The sequence below is a fragment of the Kribbella sp. NPDC051587 genome, assembly GCF_044453945.1.
In the GTDB taxonomy this organism is placed as follows: domain Bacteria; phylum Actinomycetota; class Actinomycetes; order Propionibacteriales; family Kribbellaceae; genus Kribbella.
The window spans coordinates 105,117-127,782 of record NZ_JBITDE010000007.1; the positions used below are offsets into that span (position 1 = coordinate 105,117).

Here is a 22,666-nt window from a genome sequence, read left to right on the forward strand (position 1 = left end):
GTGGCAACGACGACGACATCCCGCCCCGGTCGGCTCCTGATTGCCCTGGGAGTCATCGTGGTCCTGCTGTTCGGGATCATGGCGCTCACCAAGACCTGGAAGCCCAAGCTCGGTCTGGACCTCCGCGGTGGCACCACCATCACGCTGACCGCCAGGAATCTGGAGAGCAGCGGTCAGGTGACCGCCGACCAGATGAACGAGGCGAAGAACATCATCTCGCAGCGTGTGAACGGCGCCGGTGTCGCTGAGGCCGACATCGTCACCGCGGGCAACCACATCACCGTGGCCGTGCCCGGCGCGACGCAGGACAGCCTGGTGGCCCAGGTCGGCCAGACCGCCTTGCTCTACTTCCGGATCGTGTACGACGCGCAGGCCGCCAACCCGGCGCCGCAGCCGTCGACGACGCCGACCCCGAGCGGGAAGCCGTCGGGCAAGCCGTCCACGACGCCGACCCCGAAGACGTCGATCAAGCCCACCGGTACACCGTCGAAGCCGAACGGCCGGGCCTGGAGCAGTGTGCTCGGCAAGGCCGCGACACCGACGCCGACCCCGAAGCCCAGCGGTACGCCGTCGGCCACCCCGACCGGGACGCCGAGTGCGCCGCCGGCGAACACGGGTGACCCGCTGACCTACAAGCCGGACGAGGCCACCCAGGCGGCGTTCGCGAAGTACAAGTGTGGCGACAAGCAGGAGACCGATCCGCTCAAGCCGCAGTTCTCGTGTGACAAGGGCCGGGTCTACAAGTACCTGCTCGGGCCGGCGATCCTGAAGGGCACCGACCTGTCGGACGCCTCGGCGGTCATCCCGCAGGGTGGCTTCCAGTGGCAGGTCAACCTGAACTTCACCGGCGAGGGCGGCACCAAGTTCCTCAAGGCGACGACGAACATCTCCCAGCGTGGCGAGGGTGCGAACCTGTTCGCGATCGTGCTCGACGGAGTCGCCATCTCGACTCCGCAGGTACAAAAGCCCATCCCAGGCGGCACCGCGGAGATCACCGGTACCTTCACCGAGACCGAGGCCCGCGACCTGGCCAACGTCCTCAAGTTCGGGGCCCTGCCGGTCGCGTTCGACACCTCGTCGGTCGAGACGGTCTCGGCGCAGCTCGGCGGTAACCAGCTCTCGGCCGGCATCTACGCCGGTCTGGCCGGTCTCGCGCTGGTCGTGATCTTCTCGTTCCTGTACTACCGCGGCCTGGGTCTGGTCGTGGTCGCGTCGCTGGCGATCGCCTCGGTGCTCACCGGCACCCTCGTCATCCTGCTCGGCAAGGCGATCGGGTTCACCCTGACGCTGTCCGGCATCGCGGGTCTGATCGTTGCCATCGGTATCACCGCGGACTCGTTCGTCATCTACTTCGAACGACTACGCGACGAAGTGCGCGAGGGCCGCAGTCTGCGGTCGTCGGTGGAGACCGGCTGGGCGCGGGCCAAGCACACGATCATCGCAGCGGACTCGATCTCGCTGCTGGCCGCGCTGGTGCTCTACATCCTGGCTGTCGGCAGCGTCCGCGGCTTCGCGTTCACGCTCGGCCTGACCACCCTGATCGACCTGGTCGTGGTGTTCATCTTCACCAAGCCGCTGGTCACGCTGCTGGCCCGGACGAACTTCTTCGGGCACGGGCACAAGCTGTCCGGCCTGGATCCTGAACACCTCGGCGTGGAGCGGCTGCCCGGCCACAGTGCCGGCGCGGCGACCAAGCCCGCCCGCAAGACGCCGTCCACGCGCAAGCCGATCGGAGGGGAGGTCTGATGTCGAAGCTCGGACAGCTCGGGAACAAGCTGCACCGCGGTGATGTCTCGTACAACTTCATCGGGCACCGCAAGATCTGGTTCGCCGTCTCGATCGCCCTGGTGGTGATCTCGCTGGGTGGCCTGTTCGCCCGCGGCCTGGAGCTCGGTATCGAGTTCCGTGGTGGTGTCGAGTACGAAGCCAAGACGCAGATCACCGGCGACACCGTGCAGAAGTTCGGTGACGCCGTGAAGGCGACCAACATCGCCGAGATCGGCGACCCGGTCATCACCACGATCAACAACGCGCGGGTCCGCGTGCAGACCAAGCCGCTGACCCAGGACCAGGTCGCGACCGTTCGCGCGGCCGTCGCCAAGACGGCCGGGATCCCGACCGACCAGGTCACCTCGCAGCAGATCGGCGCCTCCTGGGGTGAGCAGATCGCGAACAAGGCGATCATCGCGCTCGCCGTGTTCATCGCCTTGGTCTTCCTGGTCATCTGGGCGTACTTCCGAGAACCCAAGGCGTCACTGGCGGCGATCATCGCGCTGGGCCACGACGTCCTGATCACGGTCGGGCTCTACGCACTGATCGGGTTCGACGTCACACCGGCCACGGTGATCGGCGTACTGACGATCCTCGGGTACTCGCTGTACGACACTGTCGTGGTCTTCGACAAGATTCGCGAGAACACCCGCGGCATCACCGGGTCGAACCGGCTCACCTACTCCGACGCCACCAATCTGGCGGTCAACCAGACCATCGTGCGGTCGATCAACACCACATTGATCGCGCTGCTGCCGGTCGGGTCGATCCTCGTGGTCGGTACCTGGGTGCTCGGCAGTGGCCCGCTGAAGGACCTCTCGCTGGCGCTGTTCGTCGGTATCGCCGTCGGTGCGTATTCGTCGATCTTCATCGCCCCGGCCCTGCTGGCGCTCTTCAAGGAGCGCGAGCCGGGCATGCAGGCGCTGAACCGGCGTGTGCAGGCGAAGAAGGCCCAGGGCGGCGTACCGGTCAAGACCAAGGCTGCCGACGGCGACCTGGTCCCGGCCGCGTCCGGTGCCTCGGTGGTTCAGGACACCCCGCGGGCGACCGGCTCGGTGCCGGCCCCGGCCGCGCGGCCGATGAACGCCGGTGGGGCCGGACGCCCGCAGCCGAGCCGCAAGCCCCGGTCGAAGCGCGGTAAGTGATGTCGCGGACGTTGGAGCAGGTTCTGGCCGACGGCATCCGCGACATCCCGGACTACCCGCAAGCGGGGGTGGTGTTCAAGGACATCACCCCGCTGCTGGCCGACCACGACGGCTTCGGCCAGGTGGTTCAGGCGCTGGCGGTCGCGGGGCAGGACGACGACGGCAACCCGGTGGTCGACAAGGTGGTCGGGATCGAGGCGCGCGGGTTCATCCTCGCCGCCCCGGTCGCGCTCGCCCTCGGCGCCGGGTTCGTCCCGGTCCGGAAGAAGGGCAAGCTGCCGGCGGCGACGTACGAGGAGTCTTACTCGCTGGAGTACGGCGAGGCGACCATCGAGGTGCACCAGGACGCCTTCAGCCCGGGTGACCGCGTGCTCGTGATCGACGACGTACTGGCCACTGGCGGAACCCTCGAGGCCTGCCTGCGGCTGATCCGCCGCTGTGGCGCAGAGGTCGTCGGTACGGCGGTCCTGCTCGAGCTGTCGTTCCTGCCCTGGCGGGAGCGGCTGGCGTCCGAGCGCGTCACTTCGCTGCTATCGGTCTGAATTCGGACAAACTCTCTGTGACGGGTCAATGACCCGGCGTGTTGTCCACAGGGTGTTTCTCTGCCGTTGGCCGGTGACCCCTAGACTGGTGGTCTGTCGGCGGAGGGACACAACGTGGGCGAAGACCCGGCGATGACGTCAGCGGTACCGAACGTAGTACCGCAGGAGCCTCCGCGCGCCCCGGCACCGGTGCGCCCGGCTCCAGTGTCACCGCCTGCCGCCCAGCCGCCGCGGATCGCGCCCGCCCGGGTGCGAGCCCGGCTGGCCCGCCTCGGTGGGACCCGGCACCCGAACCGGGCGCCGATGCTCGAGCCGCTGTTCCGCGTGGTGCGCGCGACGCACCCGAAGGCCGACCTGGCGATGATCGAGCGCGCCTACCGGACCGCGGAGAAGTACCACACCGGCCAGCTGCGCAAGAGCGGTGACGCCTACATCACGCACCCGCTCGCCGTCGCCACCATCCTGGCCGAGCTCGGTATGACGGCTCCCACGCTCTGTGCCGCGCTGCTGCACGACACGGTCGAGGACACGCCGTACACGGTGGCCGAGCTGACCAAGGACTTCGGCGAAGAGATCGCCATGCTGGTCGACGGTGTCACCAAGCTGGACAAGGTCAAGTACGGCGAGTCCGCGCAGGCCGAGACGATCCGCAAGATGGTCGTCGCGATGGCCAAGGACATCCGGGTGCTGGTGATCAAGCTCGCCGACCGGCTGCACAACATGCGCACCCTGGGCTTCCTGCGCCAGGAGAAGCAGGAGCGGATCGCCCGCGAGACGCTGGAGATCTACGCCCCGCTGGCGCACCGGCTCGGTATGAACACGATCAAGTGGGAGCTCGAGGACCTGTCGTTCTCGACCCTGCACCCGAAGGTGTACGACGAGATCGTCCGGCTGGTGGCCGAGCGAGCTCCGTCCCGCGACGAGTACCTGGCCTCGGTGATCGACCAGGTGCACGAGGACCTGCGCGCCGCGAAGGTGAAGGCGACCGTCACCGGCCGCCCCAAGCACTACTACTCGATCTACCAGAAGATGATCGTCCGCGGCCGCGAGTTCGGCGACATCTACGACCTGGTCGGTATCCGGGTCCTGGTCGAGTCCGTCCGCGACTGTTACGCGGCGCTGGGCATCCTGCACGCGCGCTGGAACCCGGTCCCCGGCCGGTTCAAGGACTACATCGCGATGCCGAAGTTCAACATGTACCAGTCGCTGCACACCACGGTGATCGGCCCGCAGGGCAAGCCGGTGGAGCTGCAGATCCGGTCCTTCTCGATGCACCGCCGCGCGGAGTACGGCATCGCCGCGCACTGGAAGTACAAGGAAGACCCGAACGCTCCCGCCCCGGAGGTGGCCGGCCCGCCGACCACCGAGATCGGCGCGCCGAACGACATGCCGTGGGTCCGGCAGCTGGTCGACTGGCAGCGCGAGACCTCCGACCCGTCGGAGTTCCTGGACTCGCTGCGGTTCGAGATCAACAACTCCGAGGTCTATGTCTTCACCCCGCGCGGCGACGTGATGTCGCTGCCGACGGGGTCGTCGCCGGTCGACTTCGCGTACGCGATTCACACCGAGGTCGGGCACCGCTGTATCGGGGCTCGCGTCAACGGTCGCCTGGTGCCCCTGGAGAGCACCCTGGAGAACGGTGACGTCGTCGAGGTCTTCACCTCGAAGGCCCAGGGCGCCGGCCCCTCAAGGGACTGGCTTGCCTTCGTCAAGAGCCCGCGGGCGCGGAACAAGATCAAGCACTGGTTCTCCAAGGAGCGCCGCGACGAGGCGATCGAGCACGGCAAGGACGCGATCGCCAAGCAGTTGCGCAAGGAGGGCCTGCCCCTGCAGCGCCTGCTCTCACACGAGACGCTGACTGCGGTCGCCAACTCACTGCGGTACCCGGACGTCACCGGTCTGTACGCCGCGGTCGGCGAGAGCCACGTGAGTGCGCAGGCCGTCGTACGGCGTCTGATCGAGACGTACGGCGGCGAGGAGGGCGCGGCCGAGGACTTGGCCGAGGGTCTGCGGCTGCCGCAGTCTCGCGAGCGGCGCAAGCGGACCGCGCGCGGCGACGCCGGTGTCATCGTCAAGGGCGCGACCGACGTGCTCTCCAAGCTGGCCCGGTGCTGCACGCCGGTACCCGGTGACGAGATCATCGGTTGGATCACCCGCGGCGCGGGCGTCTCGGTGCATCGCTCCGACTGCGCGAACGTCGAGAACCTGTCGACCCAGCCGGAGCGCATCGTCGAGGTCGAGTGGGCACCGACGGCACAGTCGCTGTTCCTGGTCGCCATCCAGGTCGAGGCGCTCGACCGGGCCCGGCTGCTCTCGGACATCACCCGGGTGCTGTCGGACTACCACGTCAACATCCTCTCCGCGGCGCTCACCACGACGCGGGACCGGATCGCGAAGTCCCGGTTTACCTTCGAGATGGGCGACCCGACCCACCTGGGCCACGTGCTGAAGGCAGTGCGGTCGGTCGAGGGTGTCTTCGACGTGTACCGCGTGACGCAGTAGCTGATGGGCAGCACCTTCGGCTGGGGGCGTGACGACCACGACCACGTCCTCAGCTTGTCCAACGGCGGTACGGCGGTCTTCCTCGACGTACTGGCGTTGGCGGCTTGCGAGCTCGCGGAGTCGGACTGGGAGCGCGGCTTCGCGCTGATGCTGTGCAACGCGCGAGTCGGCCTCGGCAATGACGACTTCGACCTCGACGATTTGCCGTGGTCGGACGAGGCAGCGGTCGAGCGCTGGTTCCTGATCCGCACGATCCGGCTGGCGGCCGCCCGTTTCCGGTGGGACGCGCTGGGTTATGAGCCACCGCATGCGGAGGAGTACCTGGCGGCGTACGAGCGGCTGGTCTTCGACTACCAGCCCTCAGGCACCCCGGGCGCCACCTGGCCGGCAGCATCGTACGAGCGCTGCGACAAACACGGCCTCTTCCTCGGCGACTACGCCGACTGCCGCCTCTGCTTGTGAGGCGGGGGAGACTGCTTGGTATGGGTTTCTCGGGTGAGATCGGGCGGCGGGGGTTGCTGATTGCTGGGGCTGGGCTGCTGGTTGGGTGCAGCTCCTCGGAGACTCCTTCCAGTACGCCGACGCCATCGGGCACGCCGTCTGCCACGTCTACGCCCACTCCTCCGACGCCGTCGAGTTCGTTGCCTTCTACTACGCAGCCGGGGCCGGTGTTGCCTTCGGTGCGGCCGTGGGTGCCGGGTGCGGGGGAGGTGGCGCCGCAGGTGAAGCGGGTGGCGGTGGCTGCGGTGGTTGAGCAGTTGCAGCGGGGCGGTGGGGTGGTTGAGGTGATTGACGCCCAGTACGGCGGGATTCTGAGCAGTACGGCGAGTGTGCTGGTGCCGTGCCGCGTGTACAGGATCAGCGGCGGGCGGATGGTCACCGGCGGTACCACGGTCGACGTACGGCTGAGTCGGTCCGGAGAGACATGGCGGGTCACGTCGACGCATCCCGCGACGCCCGGGACGGCGGCGAAGATGCTCTCACCGGTGGCCCGGCAGGTGCTGGCGAACAAGCAGATTATGTTGCCCCCGGCATCGATCGCGGATGTGGAGTCCGGGCAGGTGCACGACAGCGTGCTGACCGCGATGCTCACGCTCGCGAAGACCTACCGGATCGGGGTGAGCGTGATCCGGTCCGGGCATCCGATCAACGTGTTCGGGACCGATCGGCCGAGTGATCATCCCCGCGGCCGGGCCTTCGACACCTGGGAGATCGACGGGCATCCGGTGGTGTCACCGACCACCTCGCGCAGCCTGATCTCGTCGTACATGAAGGCGGCGGAGCGGGCCGGTTCGTACAACGTCGGCGGTCCGGTCGTGCTGTCGGGCGCAGCGTTCTTCTCGGATCAGACGCATCACGACCACGTGCACGCGGGCTTCCGGAGCTAGTCCCACTCCCAGGAGAAGCCGATCAGACCGGGTTCGGTCGACGGCTCGATCAGATGGGCGCGGCCGTCGGGGGTGAGCATCAGGTCCTGGCGCAGTACGTCGGCGCCGTCGGCGTGGCGGTGACGGAACTCGTTGACGCGGACGGGCAGCGCGGCGCGGTCGAACTGGACCTCGAGGACGTAATGCGTCCCGCCCCACTCGTCGAAGCGGTAGTAGTTCTTGGAGGGTAGGCCGGTGAGGTCCTCGATCTCGTAGTGGACAACGGCGGTCTCGCCGGTCGCGAGGACGCGGTCGAGCAGGAGCTCAGCTAGCAGCGCGCCGGCCTCGGGGGCGCGGGCGATCCGGCCGGTCCGGCAGCCCGTGAGGCCGAGAACGTTCAGTTGGGCGACATCGCAGCCGGGCTCACCCTGGTGCGCGATGATGATCCGGTCAACTGGCTGGACCGCGACGACGCACTGCGTGACGTAGCGATGGTGGAGAGCGCGGTCGGGGCCGTGGACAACCTCTTCGAACACGGAGACGTTGCGGAGCCGGCCGTGGGCGTCGCGGCGGAGGCGGTCGAGCAGTCGGCCGAGAGCCTCGGCGTACTCGACGACGGCGTACGGGCGGTGCGTCGCGGCGAGGTCCGAGCGCGCCGGTGGGATGCGGACGGTCAGCCAGCCGGGCGGGACGTGCAGAAGCTCCTCGAGCGCGGTGATCACGGCAAGTGAATCGTCGCGGGGGACGCGGCGGCCGCTCTGCCAGGTGCTGAGGGTGGCGATGCCGACGTGCAGGCCGCGGTCGGCCAAATGAGTGCGGATCCGGTTGAGGGCCAGACCGCGATGCGCGATCGCCTGCCGGAGTGCCGCGGCGAACGACGTGTCCGGCGTGACGTCGGGTACCGACGATCCGGTCATGCGCGTCAGTGTAAACGTTCACAGCACCGGGCGAAATTGCTCAGTCACCCGCTGTTCACGTCGCGCTGCTATTCACAGCGGGTTTCGGGGTCGGAGTTACTTCTTGCCGGGGGTGCGGCGCGTCCTGACTATTGCTCTGTCGTCGACAGATGGCACCACACCCCATTCAAGGAGGGTTCATGAGCAGGCTCCGCCCACGCCGCTCCTGGTCATTGCTGCTGGCAACCGTGCTCGGCCTGGCCACCTTGGCCCCGCTGGCACCGGTCGCTTCCGCCGCTCCCGGTAGCTACTACTTGAACGTCACCGGCCAGTCCCAGCAGAAGACGAACTGGTGCTGGGCCGCGACCGGTAACAGCATCGCGGCCTACTACGGCAAGAGCTACTCGCAGAACCAGTTCTGCAACCTTGCGTTCGGCAACAGCCAGAACGCGACCTGCCCGAACAACCAGGCCACACTGGGCAACGACCAGCGCGCCTTCAGCTCGATCGGGATCAGTTCCGGCAGCTACATCTCCGGCACGCTCGCCTTCAGCACGCTCGTCTCCGAGATCGCCGCCGGCCGGCCGGTGATGACGCGGATCGGCTGGACCTCGGGCGGCGGCCACATGATGGACATCATCGGGTACGACTCGTCGGACTCGACCATCAAGTACTACAACCCGTGGCCGGACGACCCGCGCTACAACTTCTCGACCTACAACTGGTACCGGTCCAACTCGCAGTTCACCTGGACGCACTCGCTCTACCGGATCGGAGCCTGAGATGAGCCGCCTCAAACACTTCCTGTTCCGGTCGGCCGCCGTACTGGCTGCTGGTCTCGGCCTCGCCCTGACCACCGCCGCCTTCGCGAACGCCGCCGGCCCGCAGCCGGTCCCCGCCGGTGAGTTGTCCAAGGCAACGACTGCCGCCGGTTCGCCCACCGCCCTCAGCCTGCTCGGCAAAGCCACAGCGGGCACCAAGTCGGCCGCGGCCAAGTCCGGCACCGCCAAGCTTTCTGTCGGCACCGACGCCCGCCCGGTCTACGCCCTCAACCCGGCCTTCGTCCGCGACGCCTCCGCGCCGGTGGCAACCTTCTGGTACGCCGCCACCACCGCAACCCGCGGTACCGACCGCCTCACCGTCTACACCGCCCCCGGCGCCGCCGGTACCTGGCAAGCCGTCAACGTCGCGACCGGCGACACCGAGGCCCGCATGTTCACCGCCGCCCGCGGCGCCCTCGTCTTCACCGAACCCCAGATCGGCGCCTGGTACGCCCTCACCGGCAACCAGATCCGCCCCCTCAACGCCTCCGCCACCAAGTCCGTCGGCACCGCGCCCATCACCGTCGCTGCCTACCAGGACCTCGTCGCCAAGCGCTACGCCGACAAACTCCCCGGCAGCACCTACAACGACAACGGCACCGCCGGCGGCTATGACACCACGGCCCCCGTCACCACCACCACCACCCACAACCTTGCCGTCCCGGCGGCTGCGGCTGGTCTAGCCCTCCTCCTCGCAACCGGGCTCATCATCCGCCGCCGTACCGCCTAGTCCTCCACCTGATCCGACACCCGCCGGGGCCAGTTGATCCCGGCGGGTGCCAGGTGCTCGATGACGAATTCGCACCAGGTCCTCATCGCCACGGGAGGACTGGTTAGGAGCGTCCCGTGCAACCCGTTCAGCTGCGTCGGCGGGGGCTGAGACGACGGGTGACTGCAGGAGTCCGTACTTGCCGAGCACCGCGCAACACAGCCGCCGATTCGCGGCGGCGACGTACGGCAGTCCGAAACGAGTCCCCATCGAGAGACCGAGATAGGCGACTCGGCCACTATCGATCAGGTTCAGGTCGATCAGTGCGTCCAAGGTCGCAGTCCAGTCGTCCACCATGCCGTCGGTGACCGCGTCGACCCCGATCGCCGCCGGCCGGTCTTGGCGCTGCCGGTCGCCGTGAAAGGGACCGTCGATGGCGACACTTGCGATATCCCATTTGCTGGCGAACCACCGGCCCAGTCCCAGCTGCCGGGCGGCTCGTTTGTGCCCGCTTCCGCCATGCCCCAGGAGTACCAGTGGTTTCGGGTAGGGATAAGGACCTGCCGGCAGCCACAGGACGCCCGGGACCAAACCTGTATCCCGTACGAGGTTGAACCGGCGCTCGGCGACTCCGCAGTCGGTCACCGGCTCGCCGACCCAGTGCAACGTGTCAGCCATCTGGTGCCTCCTGGGAGATGGGGTGGGTGCCGGTGGGATCGACGTGGAAGACGAACCCGTGTGGTGTGGTCCATGCGAGCGTCTTGGCGTCGATGCGGCGTACCTTCCAGCCGGGCGCGTGCGTCTTCACCCGATGGCCGAAGCGGCTCAGCGGTGCGAGGTTCTGCAGGTTGGTCTGCCCCGGTGGACCGAGCGGGTCATAGGGCTCGATGTGGTCCAGATCGATGCTGTTGCTGGTCTCTCGGGTCCCGTAGGGGAAGAGCTCGACCGGGTGGATCAGCTTGACGCGTTCCCGGATCCGGTCGGAGGCCTCATAGGCGTCGGAGCTGATCGCGTCGTTGAGGTCGATGACCGGTTTGACGAGATACGGACCGTGGCCGACGACTTCGGTGAGCTGGCTGGCGAGGACCGGTCCGATTCCTTCGACGCGGACGGGACCATCACCACCCCTGGCGGCGGCGATGAGCGTCTGATCGGTGAGGTGGACATAGATCTCGGTCTTGCCAGGTCGGGTCGGGCCAGTACGCACGCCCGGCGGACGGGCGTAGGCGTCTTGCTTGATCTGCGTGAGCCGGGTGTCGAGGGCCCGCCGCTCTGCCTCGGTCATCGGTTCACCCTTCGCATCACGCGAGTCGATGTCGAACGGCTCGAGGGTCGGGTGAGGGATGTCGAGTGGATCGGGCAGGTCGCTTGTACTGGGGTGAGGTGCGTCGCGGTCGGCCTCGTCGTCCTGGTCAGGCTCGGCCGCGTTGTCGGCAGGAGATGGGTCAACGAGCCGCAGGCCAGCCTCCGGAGCTGCCTGCGGGTCCGGCGCCGGGCCTGGCGCGGGATTGGTACGTCGGTGCTCGCGGGCCTGCGCGAGGAGTTCTTCGGCGAAGCGGAAGTCGGGCATGATGCCGACCGCCGCCGCGCGACGCTCCTGCAGACTGCGCTTGTCGCCGAGGATCTGCAGAGCTTCGGCGAGCTCGGCGATCCTTGCCTCGTGACGGTTGACCGCAGCAACCGGAGCCTTGATCACGCAGGTCTTCGTGCCCTGGTCATCGGTGCCGCCGACGAACACGCCACGCTCACGATCCTTGCCGTCGGCCTCGGCGCGAGCCTGGGCAGGGTCGGCATGCATCTTCGCGGCCTTGATGATCTTGGCCAGTCGCCAGGGTGAGATCGTGTCGAGCAGGTGTGCGACCCGCTGATCGACGTACAGCGCCGCCTCCAGCGACAAGTTCATACAGTCCTTGGTTAGCTGACGCGCCTTCCAAGGCGTCGCCTGACCGGCCAGAACCCGAGCCCACGTGAACGGAAACCTGGACCGCAAGGCCAAGGCAGACCCGATGTAGTCCCCGCCGACGCCGGGCGAAACGCCGCGCACCGCAGCGAACTCGGCGATCGCGAACACGGCAATCGGTGGGCACCCGTCGCCGCCCAGAACCACCGCCCGCTCACCACCGTCACCCGTATGCCTCCCTAGCCGCAGGGGACAGACGTCAGGGTGGAACCGATCGGCATACTCCAACGCGACCTCAAGCCCTCGCACAGCCGCCCGATTCTCCACCCCGAGAAAGTCGGCGCCGGCCCCCAGCAGGTCGGTCGTCGAAAGAGCGGCGAGGTCGGTATCGAACATGCATTCGACTATAGTCACAGAACGATAACGGCGCAAATCCGCCTTGCAGACAAGAGAAATCAGGCGTGCTTGTGGACATGCCGTTCGTCGACGAGGTTGCCCAGTGGCCGTTGCCGACTATCGGTCGAGCTGGCCGCAGGAGTTCGAGCAGCTCTGTTGACGGGGCTGGGTTTCGATGTCGTCCGGAGGCGTGGAACCGCAGCGAGGTGTCCAGCGGTCGGACGTGTCCGAAGCTGGTGTTCGCGCCGCCAGTAGGTGAGCGGGCGACCAACGTGCACCTGCGGCTGTACGACGGGCCTATCAAGGCACCGGCGACCGGCGTACTGATGGCGGGTGCGGCGCAGACCGGGTGGGTAGTGTCGGGTGGTGGCCTTGGCATTGGTGGAACCGAGCACTGACCTGTACGACGCCTGGCGCGAGGCGCATGGGGAGTGGGGGCCGGGGCTTCACGAGGACGGGTTCGGGCTCGAGGCGTCGGATGAGGTGGACACCGCTGAGGGGTTCGCGGCCTGGGTGGCGCGGGTGCGGGCCGGCGAAGGGACGAGCCGGTGGATTGTTGAGGACGGGCGGGTGCTGGGCGGGATCGGGCTGCGGCATGAGCTGAACGAGCGGACGGGACACATCGGGTACGGCGTTCGGCCGTCCGCGCGAGGGCGTGGTGTGGCCAGCTGGGCATTGGGGGCGATCCTGCGGGAGGCTCGGGCGTTGGGGATGGGACGCGTGCTGCTGGTCTGCCTGGACGACAATCCGGGCTCGGCGCGCACCATCGAGCGCAATGGTGGGGTGCTGGAGGAGATCCGCGGCCCTGTTCGTCGCTACTGGATCGAGTTACCAGCGGCGGGGGAGACGGGGCTCTTGGCAGAGGAACGCGCCGATGGTTAGTTCCAGCGCCGGGTAGGAACCCCAGAGGTCGGGGCGGCGGACGGGAATGCTGTGCCAGCCGAGCTTGGCCAGGTCGGTACGGCGGGATTCGTCGCGGACCTGTTGATGATCGGACGAGTGCCACGCGTCGCTGTCGTACTCGAGACCTAAAAAGCGGCCGTCGATCGGGCGGTCGGGGTAGCCGAGGTCGAGGCGGTAGCGGTCGACGGTGATTTGCAGTTCGGGACGCGGGAAGCCGGCGTCGAAGATCCGCAGCCGCAGCCACGACTCACCAGGCGACTCCGCCCGCCCATCCGCCAGGCGGAGGAGTACGGCGGCCTGTGAGGTGCTGTCGGTGGCGAAGTACGCGGGGGCCGCGGCCTGGAGTTCGTCGTGGGTGACGACCTGGCTGTGCAGGAGTGCATCGAGTGACGAGAGCGCGAACGGCCGCGGGAGGTGTTGAGCGAGCTCGATGGCGGTCGCGGCAGGGGTGGTGACCAGCAGGCCCTCGATCTCGACCGTTGGCCGGGGGAGGAACGTCCAGCGGGGGTGAATCAGGGGCTCGGGACCCAACGCGGTCGAGTCGATACCGTGCAGCCAGGCAGCGGCATCGCCGTAGATGATGCCCTCCGGTGGTACGACGAGGCTGAGCGCCTCGGCCCGCAGTTCGGGAGAGTCGGGGACCCGGGTATCGACGTACACGCCTTTGATGAGTTGGCGGACGTCTCCACGCCCGAGCAACCAGGGGAGCTTGCGGCCCACCTGGTGTGCACGGAACGGGATTCCGGAGAAGTAGTACGGCAACATCCCAGCAGGATGACCCAGGTGGGTCAGGCCTGCCGGGAGTTATCCACAGGTCAGCTGAACTCGGTGAGCGCGTTCTGGGCCTGGGTCAGCCATTCGCGGCGCGCCTCGATGGACTCGCGGGCCTCATTGGCCTTGCGGGTGTTGCCTTGGGCCTCGTGCTTGGCGGCTTGCTTCTCGAGGTCGGCGATCAGGGACTGGAGCTGCTTGACGGTGGCTTCGGCGCGGGCGCGGGCCTCCGGGTTGCTCTTGTTCCAGACCTCGTCCTCGGCGGACTTCACGGCCTGCTCGACGGCGCGCACGCGGCCGTCGATGGCGCGCATGGAGTCGCGCGGCACCTTGCCGATCGCATCCCAGCGGTCGAGCAGGTCGCGGAGCTGGTCGCGGGCGGTCTTGGCGTCCTTGACCGGGAGGATCGCCTCGATCTCGACCAGGAGCGCCTCCTTGGCGGCCTGGTTCTGGACCTGCTCGGCGTTCTCCTCGGCCTGGATGGCGTCGCGGGCGCCGAAGAAGGTGTCCTGGGCGGCACGGAAGCGGGCCCAGAGCTTGTCGTCGACCTCGCGCGGGGCGGGGCCGGCCGCCTTCCACTGGCGCATGAGCTCGCGGAACCGGCCGGAGGTCGGGCCCCAGTCGGTGTTCGAGGAGAGCGTCTCGGCCTCGGCAGCGAGGCGCTCCTTGACGGTCGCGGCTTCCTCGCGCTTGGAGGAGAGCTCGGCGAAGTGCTGCTTGCGGTGCCGCGTGTACGTCGTCCGCGCGGACGAGAAGCGATGCCACAGCTCGTCGTCGCTGGCCTTGTCGAGGCGCGGCAGCGCCTTCCACTCGTCGAGCAGCTCGCGCAGCCGGGTGACGCCGTGCCGCCAGTCGGTCCCCGCGGCGATGGTCTCGGCCTCGGTGGCGATCTTGGTCTTGGCCGACCGCGCCTCCTCGACCTTGGCGGCGCGCTCGGCCTTGCGCTTCTCACGCTGTACGGCGAGCAGCGGGGTGAGCGCTTCGAGACGGGCCTTGAGCCCGTCCAGGTCACCGACCGCCTGGGCGTCCTCGAGCGAGCTGTTGACCTTCTTCACCGCCGCCCGGGCGTCGTCCGGGGACACCGTGCCCGCCTGGACGCGCTGCTCCAGCAGCTCCACCTCGAACGCCAAGGCGTCGTACCGGCGGGTGTAGAAGGCGAGCGCCTCCTCCGGCTTCGCGTCCGGCCACTGGCCGACCGCCCGTTCACCGTCCTTCGTCCGTACGAAGACCGTTCCGTCCTCGGCTACCCGGCCCCAGCTCTCTCCGGCCACAACTCGCCCCTTCCGGCGGTATGTACTGCGCTCGTGCCCATTCTGGTCGGCCCCTGGTTCACGCTGGCGAACAGGGCCCGGATGGGCGCGTCGGGCCTGGATCCCAACGCTTATCCCTGAACAATCACAAACTCCCAGCTCGCGCGCAACGGTGTTGCCTAACAATCCGGTTCGAAGTCGGCATCCGGGCACCGGTAACCTTGGGTGGTCCAGCAGTGATTCAGGAGTGGTTCCAGGAAGGTCTGTCGTGCTCATCGCCGGGTTCCCCGCAGGATCGTGGGGTACGAACTGCTACGTCGTCGCCACCGGCCAGGGCGCGGAGTGCATCGTGATCGACCCGGGGCAGGACGCGACCGCCGGGGTCGAGCAGGTCGTCCGGGAGAACAAGCTGAAGCCGGTCGCCGTGCTGCTGACGCACGGTCACATCGACCACATGTTCTCGGTGCTGCCGGTCTGCGGCACGTACGACGCGACCGCCTGGATCCACCCGGACGACCGGCACCTGCTGGCCGACCCGATGGCCGGTATCAGCAAGGAGTCCGCGGCGATGCTGCTCGGCGGCAAGCACGAGTTCGCCGAGCCCGACGACGTCGCCGAGCTCAAGGACGGCCTGGCCCTCGAGCTGGCGGGCCTGAACTTCACCGTCGACCACACCCCGGGTCACACCAGGGGCTCGGTCACGTTCACGACGCCGTACCTGGGCCCGGAGGACGTGCCCGCGGTGCTGTTCTCCGGTGACGTGTTGTTCGCCGGGTCGATCGGCCGGACGGATCTGCCTGGCGGCGACCATCCGGCGATGCTGCATACGTTGGCCACCAAGATCCTGCCGATGAGCGACGAGATCGTCGTCCTGCCGGGTCATGGCGGCCAGACCACGATCGGCCGGGAAAAGGCGACCAACCCCTACTTGCAGGACCTGGAGATATCGAACTTATGAGCAAGGCCAAACAGTGAGCAAAATCAGCCCTCTCAGCGGGTTCCCCGAATTCCTTCCCCAAGACCGGATCGTCGAGCTGGAGTTCCTCGACACCATCCGGGAGACGTTCGAGCTGCACGGCTTCGCGTCGATCGAGACCCGCGCGGTCGAGCCCGTCGAGCGGCTGTCCAACCAGGGCGAGGACGCCGACAAGGAGATCTACGGTGTACGGCGGCTCGCGGCCGGCGAAGGTGAGGATGCGGCGCTCGGTCTGCACTTCGACCTGACCGTGCCGTTCGCGCGTTACGTGCTGGAGCACGGCGGCAAGCTGGCGTTCCCGTTCCGCCGCTACCAGATCCAGAAGGTCTGGCGGGGTGAGCGCCCGCAGGAGGGCCGGTACCGCGAGTTCACCCAGGCCGACATCGACATCGTCGACAGTGGTGAGCTGCCGAACCACTACGAGGTTGAGCTGCCGCTGGTGATCGCGGACGCGCTGCGCAGGCTGCCGGTGCCCGAGTTCGTGATCAAGGTGAACAACCGCAAGATCCCCGAGGGCTTCTACCGCGGTCTCGGCCTGGACGACGTCACCACCGTGCTCCGGATCGTCGACAAGATCGACAAGATCGGCCCGGAGAAGGTGGTCGAGCGCCTGGTCGAGTCCGGTGCGACCGACAAGCAGGCGCGGCTGGCGGTTCAGTTGGCCGACATCTCCAGCACCGACACGTCGTTCGTCGAGCAGGTCCGCGCGCTGGGTGTCGAGCACCCGACGCTGGACGAGGGCCTCGAGCAGCTCAGCCAGGTGATGGCGGCCGCGACCGAGCACGCGCCCGGTCTGCTGCTGGCCGACCTGCGGATCGCGCGCGGCCTGGACTACTACACCGGTGCGGTCTACGAGATCTACCTGGTCGGTCAGGAGTCCTTCGGCTCCGTCGGCGGCGGTGGCCGGTACGACGCTCTCGCCTCCGACGGCAGGACGACGTACCCGGGTGTGGGCATCTCGATCGGCGTCTCCCGCCTGGTGCACCGGCTGATCAGCCAGGGGCTGCTCAAGGGCAGCCGCAGTACGCCGACCGCCGTACTGGTCGCGTTGAACGCCGAGGAGGACCGGGCCGAGGCCATGCGGACCGCGGCGCAGCTGCGGGGCCGGGGGATCCCGGTCGAGGTGGCACCGGCGGCGGCGAAGTTCGGCAAGCAGATCAAGTTCGCCGATCGGCGCGGGATCCCGTTCGTGCTGTTCAGCACCGAGAACGGTCCCGAGATCAAGGACATCCGCAGTGGCGAGCAGACGCCCGCCGACCCTGCCACGTGGACACCTCCCGCGGCCGACGTACGACCCAGCATCGACACCATCCAGGAGAACTCGTGATCCGTACCCATTCCGCAGGCTCGTTGCGTGCTGAGCACGCCGGCCAGACCGTCACGCTGGCGGGCTGGGTGGCGCGGCGGCGTGATCACGGCGGCGTGGCGTTCATCGACCTGCGCGACTCCAGCGGCACGGTCCAGGTCGTCATCCGCGACGAGGAGGTCGCCGGGCCGCTGCGCTCGGAGTTCTGCCTGAAGATCGTCGGCGAGGTGAGCACGCGGCCGGAGGGCAACGCGAACCCGAACCTGCCGACCGGTGCGATCGAGGTCATCGCCTCCGAGGTGGAGGTGCTGAACTCCGCCGACCCGCTGCCGTTCCCCGTCGAGGAGCACCACGCGACCCCGGTGAACGAAGAGGTCCGGCTCAAGTACCGCTACCTCGACCTGCGTCGTCAGGGCCCGGGTGCGGCACTGCGGCTGCGCAGCCAGGTGAACAAGGCGGCGCGCGACGTACTGGCGAACCACGACTTCGTCGAGATCGAGACGCCGACGCTGACCAAGTCGACGCCGGAAGGCGCGCGGGACTTCCTGGTCCCGGCGCGTCTGCAGCCGGGCTCGTGGTACGCGCTGCCCCAGTCGCCGCAGCTGTTCAAGCAGCTGCTGATGGTGGCCGGCATGGAGCGGTACTACCAGATCGCCCGGTGCTACCGCGACGAGGACTTCCGCGCCGACCGGCAGCCGGAGTTCACCCAGCTCGACATCGAGATGAGCTTCGTCGACCAGGACGACGTCATCGCGCTGGCCGAAGAGGTGCTGGCCGCGCTCTGGAAGCTGATCGGGTACGACGTTCAGACCCCGATCCCGCGGATGACGTACGCCGAGGCGATGGCGCGGTTCGGCTCCGACAAGCCCGACCTGCGGATGGGCCTGGAGCTCGTCGAGTGCACCGAGTACTTCAAGGACACCCCGTTCCGGGTCTTCCAGGCGCCGTACGTCGGTGCTGTCGTGATGCCAGGTGGTGCGGACCAGCCGCGTAAGCAGCTGGACGCCTGGCAGGAGTGGGCGAAGCAGCGCGGCGCCAAGGGCCTCGCGTATGTGCTCGTGGGCCAGGACGGCGAGCTCGGCGGTCCGGTCGCGAAGAACCTGTCGGAGGAAGAGCGGGCAGGGCTGGCCGACCACGTCGGTGCGAAGCCGGGCGACTGCATCTTCTTCGCCGCCGGTCCGGTCAAGTCGTCGCGGGCGTTGCTCGGCGCGGCCCGGCTGGAGATCGGCCGCCGCGGCGGCCTGATCGATGAGTCGGCCTGGTCGTTCCTGTGGGTCGTCGACGCGCCGCTGTTCGAGCCGGCCGACGAAGCGACCGCCGCCGGTGACGTCGCGGTGGGTTCGGGTGCGTGGACGGCCGTCCACCACGCCTTCACCTCGCCGAAGCCGGACTCGCTGGACACCTTCGACACCGACCCGGGCAACGCGCTGGCCTACGCCTACGACATCGTCTGCAACGGCAACGAGATCGGTGGCGGGTCGATCCGTATCCACCGCGAGGACGTGCAGAAGCGAGTCTTCAAGGTGATGGGCCTGACCGACGAGGAGGCGACCGAGAAGTTCGGCTTCCTGCTCGACGCGTTCAAGTTCGGCGCGCCGCCGCACGGCGGGATCGCGTTCGGCTGGGACCGGATCACCGCGCTGCTGGCCGGCACGGAGTCGATCCGCGACGTGATCGCGTTCCCGAAGTCCGGCGGTGGGTTCGACCCGCTGACCGCGGCCCCGGCGCCGATCACCCCGGCGCAGCGCAAGGAAGCCGGTGTCGACGCCAAGCCCGAGGACAAGACGAAGCCTGAGGCCAAGAAGGCCTGACGCCGTTGCGTACTTGAGCAACGCCCTGGCCGCGGTGGGACGGTGGCGGTGCGGTGACCTGACGGTCGCCGTACCCGCCCCTTCTCCCGCCCAGGAGCTGCCATGCTCAAGCGCGTTCTCGCGTCCGTCGTCGCGGTTGCCGCCGGAAGTTTCGCGATCACCGTTCCGGCGTACGCCGCGGCCTTCCAGACCACCGCGACCAATCTGAACATCCGGTCCGACGCCTATCTGTCCGCGTCGGTCGTCAAGGTGCTGGCCGGCCCGACCTCGGTCGAGGTCGACTGCCAGAAGTCCGGCGACTCGGTGACCGTCGGTTCCCGGACCACCACCTGGTGGGCCCATCTGCCGGCCCACGGCGGCTACGCCACGGTCGCGTACATCGACACCACCGGCACGAAGCTTCCCGGCGTACCGGATTGCCCACAGGACCCGCCGCAGACCGGTGACATCACGCTGGCCGACGTCCAGGCGATGTTCGGTTCGCGGATCGCGAACCCGAGTCTCGTGCAGCAGGGGCTGCCGTCGCTGAACCAGGCGATGCGGGACGCGCAGATCAACACGGTCTACCGCAAGGCCGCGTTCCTCGCGACGCTGGTGCACGAGTCGCGGCTGGAGTACAACATCCGCGAGATCGGCGACACCCGCCTGTACGGCGGCCGCGGCTACATCCAGCTGACCGGCGACTTCAACTACCGTCCTGCCGGTCAGTGGCTCGGCGTCGACCTGATCAACAACCCCGAGCTGGCGCGCGACATCCGCTACAGCGCGCAGATCGCCCGCTGGTACTGGACCGTCGCGCGCAACATCAACCCTTACGCCGACCAGCTCAAGATGGGCCGTGTGAACGCGGCGATCGGCTACCCGGCCGGCGCCGAGGACCAGCGTCGCTGCGACTCGTTCCGCGCCGCCATCGCCTACCTGTCCGGCGCACCGGCCCCCGCGGTCAACTGCAGCCGCACCGCCAAGACCATGGGCGACACCTCCAAGCTCACCCGGGCCCAGTTCGACGCGCTGGCCGCGGTTCCTGGAGCCCCCGGCACCGTGGGCTGATGCATCAGGGTCGAAAGGGTTGAGAAGCGGCGGGATCCGGCGGAAAGTAACCACTGCGTGTGGTTCGCAGGAAACATTTCACCAGATCCCGCCCTTCCCTCCGCCCCAGGAGCTCCCACATGGTCCTTCGCCGCTTCACCACCCTTCTCGCCGGCCTCGGCATCGTGGCCGCCGGTCTGGTCACCGCTACCCCCGCGCACGCGGCGGTCTTCTCGACGTACGGCAGCGGGGTGAACGTCCGCGCCGACGCCTACCTGTCCGCGGCCGTCGTCACGACGCTGCCCGGGCCGACGTCGATCGACGTCGACTGCCAGAAACACGGTGACCGCGTCACCACCTCCGAAGGGACCAGCGAGTGGTGGGCGCATGTGCCCGCGCTCGGCGGGTATGTGACAGTCGTGTACATCTCGGTCCCGGAGGACAAGCTCCCCGGCGTCGCCGAGTGCGGTGGTGATCCGAACCCGCCGCAGACCGGTGACATCACGTACGCCGACCTGACGGCGATGTTCCCCGGCCGGGTCGGGGTCCAGTCGACCGTCGAGGCAGGGTTGCCGTCGCTGAACCAGGCGATGCGTGACGCGAACATCAACACGCCGTACCGGCGGGCCGCCTTCCTGGCGACGCTGGCCCACGAGTCCCGCCTGGAGTACAACATCCACCAGGCCGGCGACACGAGCACCTACGCCGGCCGCGGGTACATCCAGCTCACCGGCTCGGCGAACTACACCTCGGCCGGCAACTACTTCGGCATCAACCTGGTCGGCAACCCGGAGCTCGCCCGGGACATCCGCTACAGCGCCCCGATCGCCCGCTGGTACTGGACGGTCGCGCGCAACATCAACCCGTACGCCGACCAGCTCAAGATGGGCCGTGTGAACGCGGCCATCGGCTACCCGGCCGGCGCTGAGGACGGTCGTCGCTGCGCCTCGTTCAGTGCAGCCATCGCCTACCTCACCGGCCAGCCCGCCCCCGCCGTCAACTGCAGCCGCACAGCCAAGACCATGGGCGACACCTCCAAGCTCACCCGCGCCCAGTTCGAAGCAGCCGTCAACGAAGGCACCAACGGCCTCGGCTGACCCCACCTGACCACCCTGCGACCCGGCCGGACCCCCCGAGGGCCCGGCCGGTTCGTTGCTCACCCGAAGGTCGTGAACCAGACCTGCCGGCCGGACTTGTCGAGCGCCCGGACGTCGATCTCCGCCTTGCCGTGCTGAGCGGTCGCGCCGGGCAGGGTGCCCGCGACATATCCCGCCCGGTCGGTGACCGGTACGCCGTACCAGGGCGAAGCGCCGTCGAGACCGCGGATCCGTAGTTCGACCCGGTCGACGCTAGGTAGCGTGCGGAACGAGTACGACGCCCGGACGCCGCCGGGGACGTCACTCCAGGTCCAGGTGCCGGGCACGGGGTCCTTCGCCCAGGCGCCGATCCAGCCCTGGTCCGGCGACCATCGCAACACCTCGCCGTCCAGGCACTGGAACCAGAAGTGCTCGTCCCTGGTGACGAAGGTTTGCAGAAGCTGTTTGTTCTCCGTGCCGGTCGTGATCCAGCGCGCGCTCAGGATGGTGGCCGTCTCTGCGTCCGCCGGCTTTCCCAGGTGGCTGGCGGATCCGTAGGCGTTCTGTTGCGGCACCAGGCATCGCCGGGCCGCCGCGCGGGCCTCGGCGTCAGTCGCCGGGCCGATCTCGGTCGGCTCGGCAGCCGACTGATCCGGAGCGAGCTGGACGATGCCCGCGGTCCCGGCCGGGCTCGGACTTTTCCGGCTGAGGGCGACGACGGTGGTGGTGCTGACGGCGATTGCGGCAGTGGCCGCGACGATCGGTACCCAGGTGCGGAGCGGCGTCCACCGGTTCCTGCGGTTGCGAGCCTGCCGTACCAGCTGGTGCTTGAGGTCGGCGGCGTACTCGGGGTCGAGTTGCTCGACGGGTGGGGGAGAGGTGAGGTTCATCGGTGGTCCTCCAGCAAGGCGGGCAGGCGGCGGCGGGCTCGGGACAGGCGGGCCTTCACAGTGCCTTCGGCGACCCCCAGGACCGCTGCGGCGTCGGCGAGCGTCAGCTCTGCCCAATAGACCAGCTCGACGGTCTCGCGCTCGTGGGCCGGAAGGGCAGCCAGAGCTGCCCGAACGGCCTGGATATATTTCTCGGAGTCCAGCCGGGCGGCGACCGCCTCGGAGTGGTCCGGGTGATGCAGTGGCGCCGGCTGGCGGAGCAGGAACTGCGCTAGCCGTCGTCTGGACCGGACGCTGTTCCGCAGCTCGTTGCGGGCGATCGTCAGCAGCCATGGCTTCGCACTGCCGTGCTGCAGCTGGCCGGGGTCCGAGTGGCTGAACTGCTTCCAGGCGGTCACAAACGTCGCCTGTACGGCGTCATCGGCGTACGCGTAGGAGCCGGTGTGCCGGACCGCATACGCGTGGACGGCGGCGGCGTACCGGCTGAACAGTTCGCCGAGCGCCTCCGGTTCCTGGCGGCGCAGGGCGTCCCACAGGTCGTCGTCCCGGACCTCAGGTGGAGGGAGGTCCACCTGCCGCGAAATCGTCGTCATATCTCTCAGGGTC

Annotated in this window: 22 protein-coding genes; 15 read left to right on the forward strand and 7 right to left on the reverse strand. The window is 68.5% G+C overall.

Features of this window, described 5'->3' with window-relative positions; genetic code table 11:
• From secD to ACIA49_RS24750, 7 genes are all read left to right on the forward strand, one after another.
• On the forward strand, window positions 1-1,746 hold the full coding sequence (gene secD / locus ACIA49_RS24720) for a protein translocase subunit SecD (RefSeq protein WP_396379683.1): 1,746 nt from the start codon (window positions 1-3) through the stop codon (window positions 1,744-1,746).
• Window positions 1,746-2,915, forward strand: a complete 1,170-nt coding sequence (gene secF / locus ACIA49_RS24725; RefSeq protein ID WP_396379684.1) for a protein translocase subunit SecF — start codon at window positions 1,746-1,748, stop codon at window positions 2,913-2,915. Before secD ends, secF begins: the two co-directional genes overlap by 1 nt.
• Window positions 2,915-3,457, forward strand: coding sequence for an adenine phosphoribosyltransferase (locus tag ACIA49_RS24730; RefSeq protein WP_396379685.1), 543 nt, complete (start codon window positions 2,915-2,917; stop codon window positions 3,455-3,457). Before secF ends, ACIA49_RS24730 begins: the two co-directional genes overlap by 1 nt.
• A gap of 132 nt (window positions 3,458-3,589) precedes the next feature.
• The gene (locus tag ACIA49_RS24735) at window positions 3,590-5,959 is read left to right on the forward strand and encodes a RelA/SpoT family protein (protein WP_396379686.1); all 2,370 of its coding nucleotides are present in this window, start codon (window positions 3,590-3,592) and stop codon (window positions 5,957-5,959) included.
• Window positions 5,960-5,962: 3 nt separating this feature from the next.
• A complete protein-coding gene (locus tag ACIA49_RS24740) occupies window positions 5,963-6,421 on the forward strand; it encodes a hypothetical protein (protein WP_396379687.1) in 459 nt (152 codons plus the stop codon).
• Window positions 6,422-6,506: 85 nt separating this feature from the next.
• Window positions 6,507-6,713, forward strand: a complete 207-nt coding sequence (locus ACIA49_RS24745; RefSeq protein ID WP_396379688.1) for a hypothetical protein — start codon at window positions 6,507-6,509, stop codon at window positions 6,711-6,713.
• Window positions 6,682-7,347 (forward strand): hypothetical protein, encoded by a 666-nt coding sequence (locus ACIA49_RS24750; protein WP_396379689.1) that lies wholly within the window; start codon window positions 6,682-6,684, stop codon window positions 7,345-7,347. The genes ACIA49_RS24745 and ACIA49_RS24750 overlap by 32 nt, the downstream gene beginning before the upstream one ends.
• On the opposite strand, the gene ACIA49_RS24755 is transcribed toward ACIA49_RS24750, so the two are convergent.
• Window positions 7,344-8,243 carry a hypothetical protein gene (locus tag ACIA49_RS24755; protein WP_396379690.1) on the reverse strand — a complete coding sequence of 300 codons (900 nt, stop codon included), beginning with the start codon at window positions 8,241-8,243 and terminating at the stop codon, window positions 7,344-7,346. The two genes, ACIA49_RS24750 and ACIA49_RS24755, sit on opposite strands and share 4 nt — an antisense overlap.
• Window positions 8,244-8,422: 179 nt before the next feature.
• Between ACIA49_RS24755 and ACIA49_RS24760 the strand changes: the two genes are divergently transcribed.
• The gene (locus ACIA49_RS24760; RefSeq protein ID WP_396379691.1) at window positions 8,423-9,004 is read left to right on the forward strand and encodes a papain-like cysteine protease family protein; all 582 of its coding nucleotides are present in this window, start codon (window positions 8,423-8,425) and stop codon (window positions 9,002-9,004) included.
• Between the two features lies 1 nt (window position 9,005).
• Window positions 9,006-9,773, forward strand: a complete 768-nt coding sequence (locus ACIA49_RS24765; protein WP_396379692.1) for a hypothetical protein — start codon at window positions 9,006-9,008, stop codon at window positions 9,771-9,773.
• On the opposite strand, the gene ACIA49_RS24770 is transcribed toward ACIA49_RS24765, so the two are convergent.
• Together ACIA49_RS24770 and ACIA49_RS24775 are read right to left on the reverse strand one after the other, a co-directional pair.
• Window positions 9,723-10,430: an alpha/beta hydrolase family protein gene (locus ACIA49_RS24770; protein WP_396379693.1), complete on the reverse strand. Its 708-nt coding sequence runs from the start codon at window positions 10,428-10,430 to the stop codon at window positions 9,723-9,725. The genes ACIA49_RS24765 and ACIA49_RS24770 overlap by 51 nt on opposite strands.
• On the reverse strand, window positions 10,423-12,084 hold the full coding sequence (locus ACIA49_RS24775; protein WP_396379694.1) for a hypothetical protein: 1,662 nt from the start codon (window positions 12,082-12,084) through the stop codon (window positions 10,423-10,425). Before ACIA49_RS24775 ends, ACIA49_RS24770 begins: the two co-directional genes overlap by 8 nt.
• Before the next feature lie 330 nt (window positions 12,085-12,414).
• Between ACIA49_RS24775 and ACIA49_RS24780 the strand changes: the two genes are divergently transcribed.
• The gene (locus ACIA49_RS24780; RefSeq protein ID WP_396379695.1) at window positions 12,415-12,930 is read left to right on the forward strand and encodes a GNAT family N-acetyltransferase; all 516 of its coding nucleotides are present in this window, start codon (window positions 12,415-12,417) and stop codon (window positions 12,928-12,930) included.
• Here ACIA49_RS24780 and ACIA49_RS24785 read toward each other — a convergent pair.
• Window positions 12,877-13,716: a hypothetical protein gene (locus ACIA49_RS24785; RefSeq protein ID WP_396379696.1), complete on the reverse strand. Its 840-nt coding sequence runs from the start codon at window positions 13,714-13,716 to the stop codon at window positions 12,877-12,879. The genes ACIA49_RS24780 and ACIA49_RS24785 overlap by 54 nt on opposite strands.
• 50 nt (window positions 13,717-13,766) lie before the next feature.
• Window positions 13,767-14,993, reverse strand: a complete 1,227-nt coding sequence (locus tag ACIA49_RS24790; protein ID WP_396379697.1) for a DUF349 domain-containing protein — start codon at window positions 14,991-14,993, stop codon at window positions 13,767-13,769.
• Window positions 14,994-15,240: 247 nt separating this feature from the next.
• On the opposite strand from ACIA49_RS24790, the gene ACIA49_RS24795 reads away from it, so the two are divergent.
• The 5 genes from ACIA49_RS24795 (at window position 15,241) to ACIA49_RS24815 (ending at window position 21,191) form a co-directional block, all read left to right on the forward strand.
• Window positions 15,241-15,930, forward strand: coding sequence for an MBL fold metallo-hydrolase (locus tag ACIA49_RS24795; RefSeq protein WP_396379698.1), 690 nt, complete (start codon window positions 15,241-15,243; stop codon window positions 15,928-15,930).
• A gap of 13 nt (window positions 15,931-15,943) precedes the next feature.
• Window positions 15,944-17,275, forward strand: a complete 1,332-nt coding sequence (gene hisS, locus ACIA49_RS24800) for a histidine--tRNA ligase (protein WP_396379699.1) — start codon at window positions 15,944-15,946, stop codon at window positions 17,273-17,275.
• Window positions 17,272-19,065: an aspartate--tRNA ligase gene (gene aspS / locus ACIA49_RS24805; protein WP_396379700.1), complete on the forward strand. Its 1,794-nt coding sequence runs from the start codon at window positions 17,272-17,274 to the stop codon at window positions 19,063-19,065. Before hisS ends, aspS begins: the two co-directional genes overlap by 4 nt.
• A 102-nt stretch (window positions 19,066-19,167) precedes the next feature.
• Window positions 19,168-20,115, forward strand: coding sequence for a glycoside hydrolase family 19 protein (locus ACIA49_RS24810; protein ID WP_396379701.1), 948 nt, complete (start codon window positions 19,168-19,170; stop codon window positions 20,113-20,115).
• Window positions 20,116-20,234: 119 nt separating this feature from the next.
• Window positions 20,235-21,191 (forward strand): glycoside hydrolase family 19 protein, encoded by a 957-nt coding sequence (locus tag ACIA49_RS24815; RefSeq protein ID WP_396379702.1) that lies wholly within the window; start codon window positions 20,235-20,237, stop codon window positions 21,189-21,191.
• A 59-nt stretch (window positions 21,192-21,250) separates the two neighbouring features.
• Here the strand turns inward: ACIA49_RS24815 and ACIA49_RS24820 are convergent, their stop codons facing one another.
• Both ACIA49_RS24820 and ACIA49_RS24825 read right to left on the reverse strand, forming a co-directional pair.
• Window positions 21,251-22,060: a hypothetical protein gene (locus ACIA49_RS24820; RefSeq protein ID WP_396379703.1), complete on the reverse strand. Its 810-nt coding sequence runs from the start codon at window positions 22,058-22,060 to the stop codon at window positions 21,251-21,253.
• Window positions 22,057-22,653, reverse strand: coding sequence for an RNA polymerase sigma factor (locus ACIA49_RS24825; protein WP_396379704.1), 597 nt, complete (start codon window positions 22,651-22,653; stop codon window positions 22,057-22,059). Before ACIA49_RS24825 ends, ACIA49_RS24820 begins: the two co-directional genes overlap by 4 nt.
• Window positions 22,654-22,666: the final 13 nt, after the last annotated feature.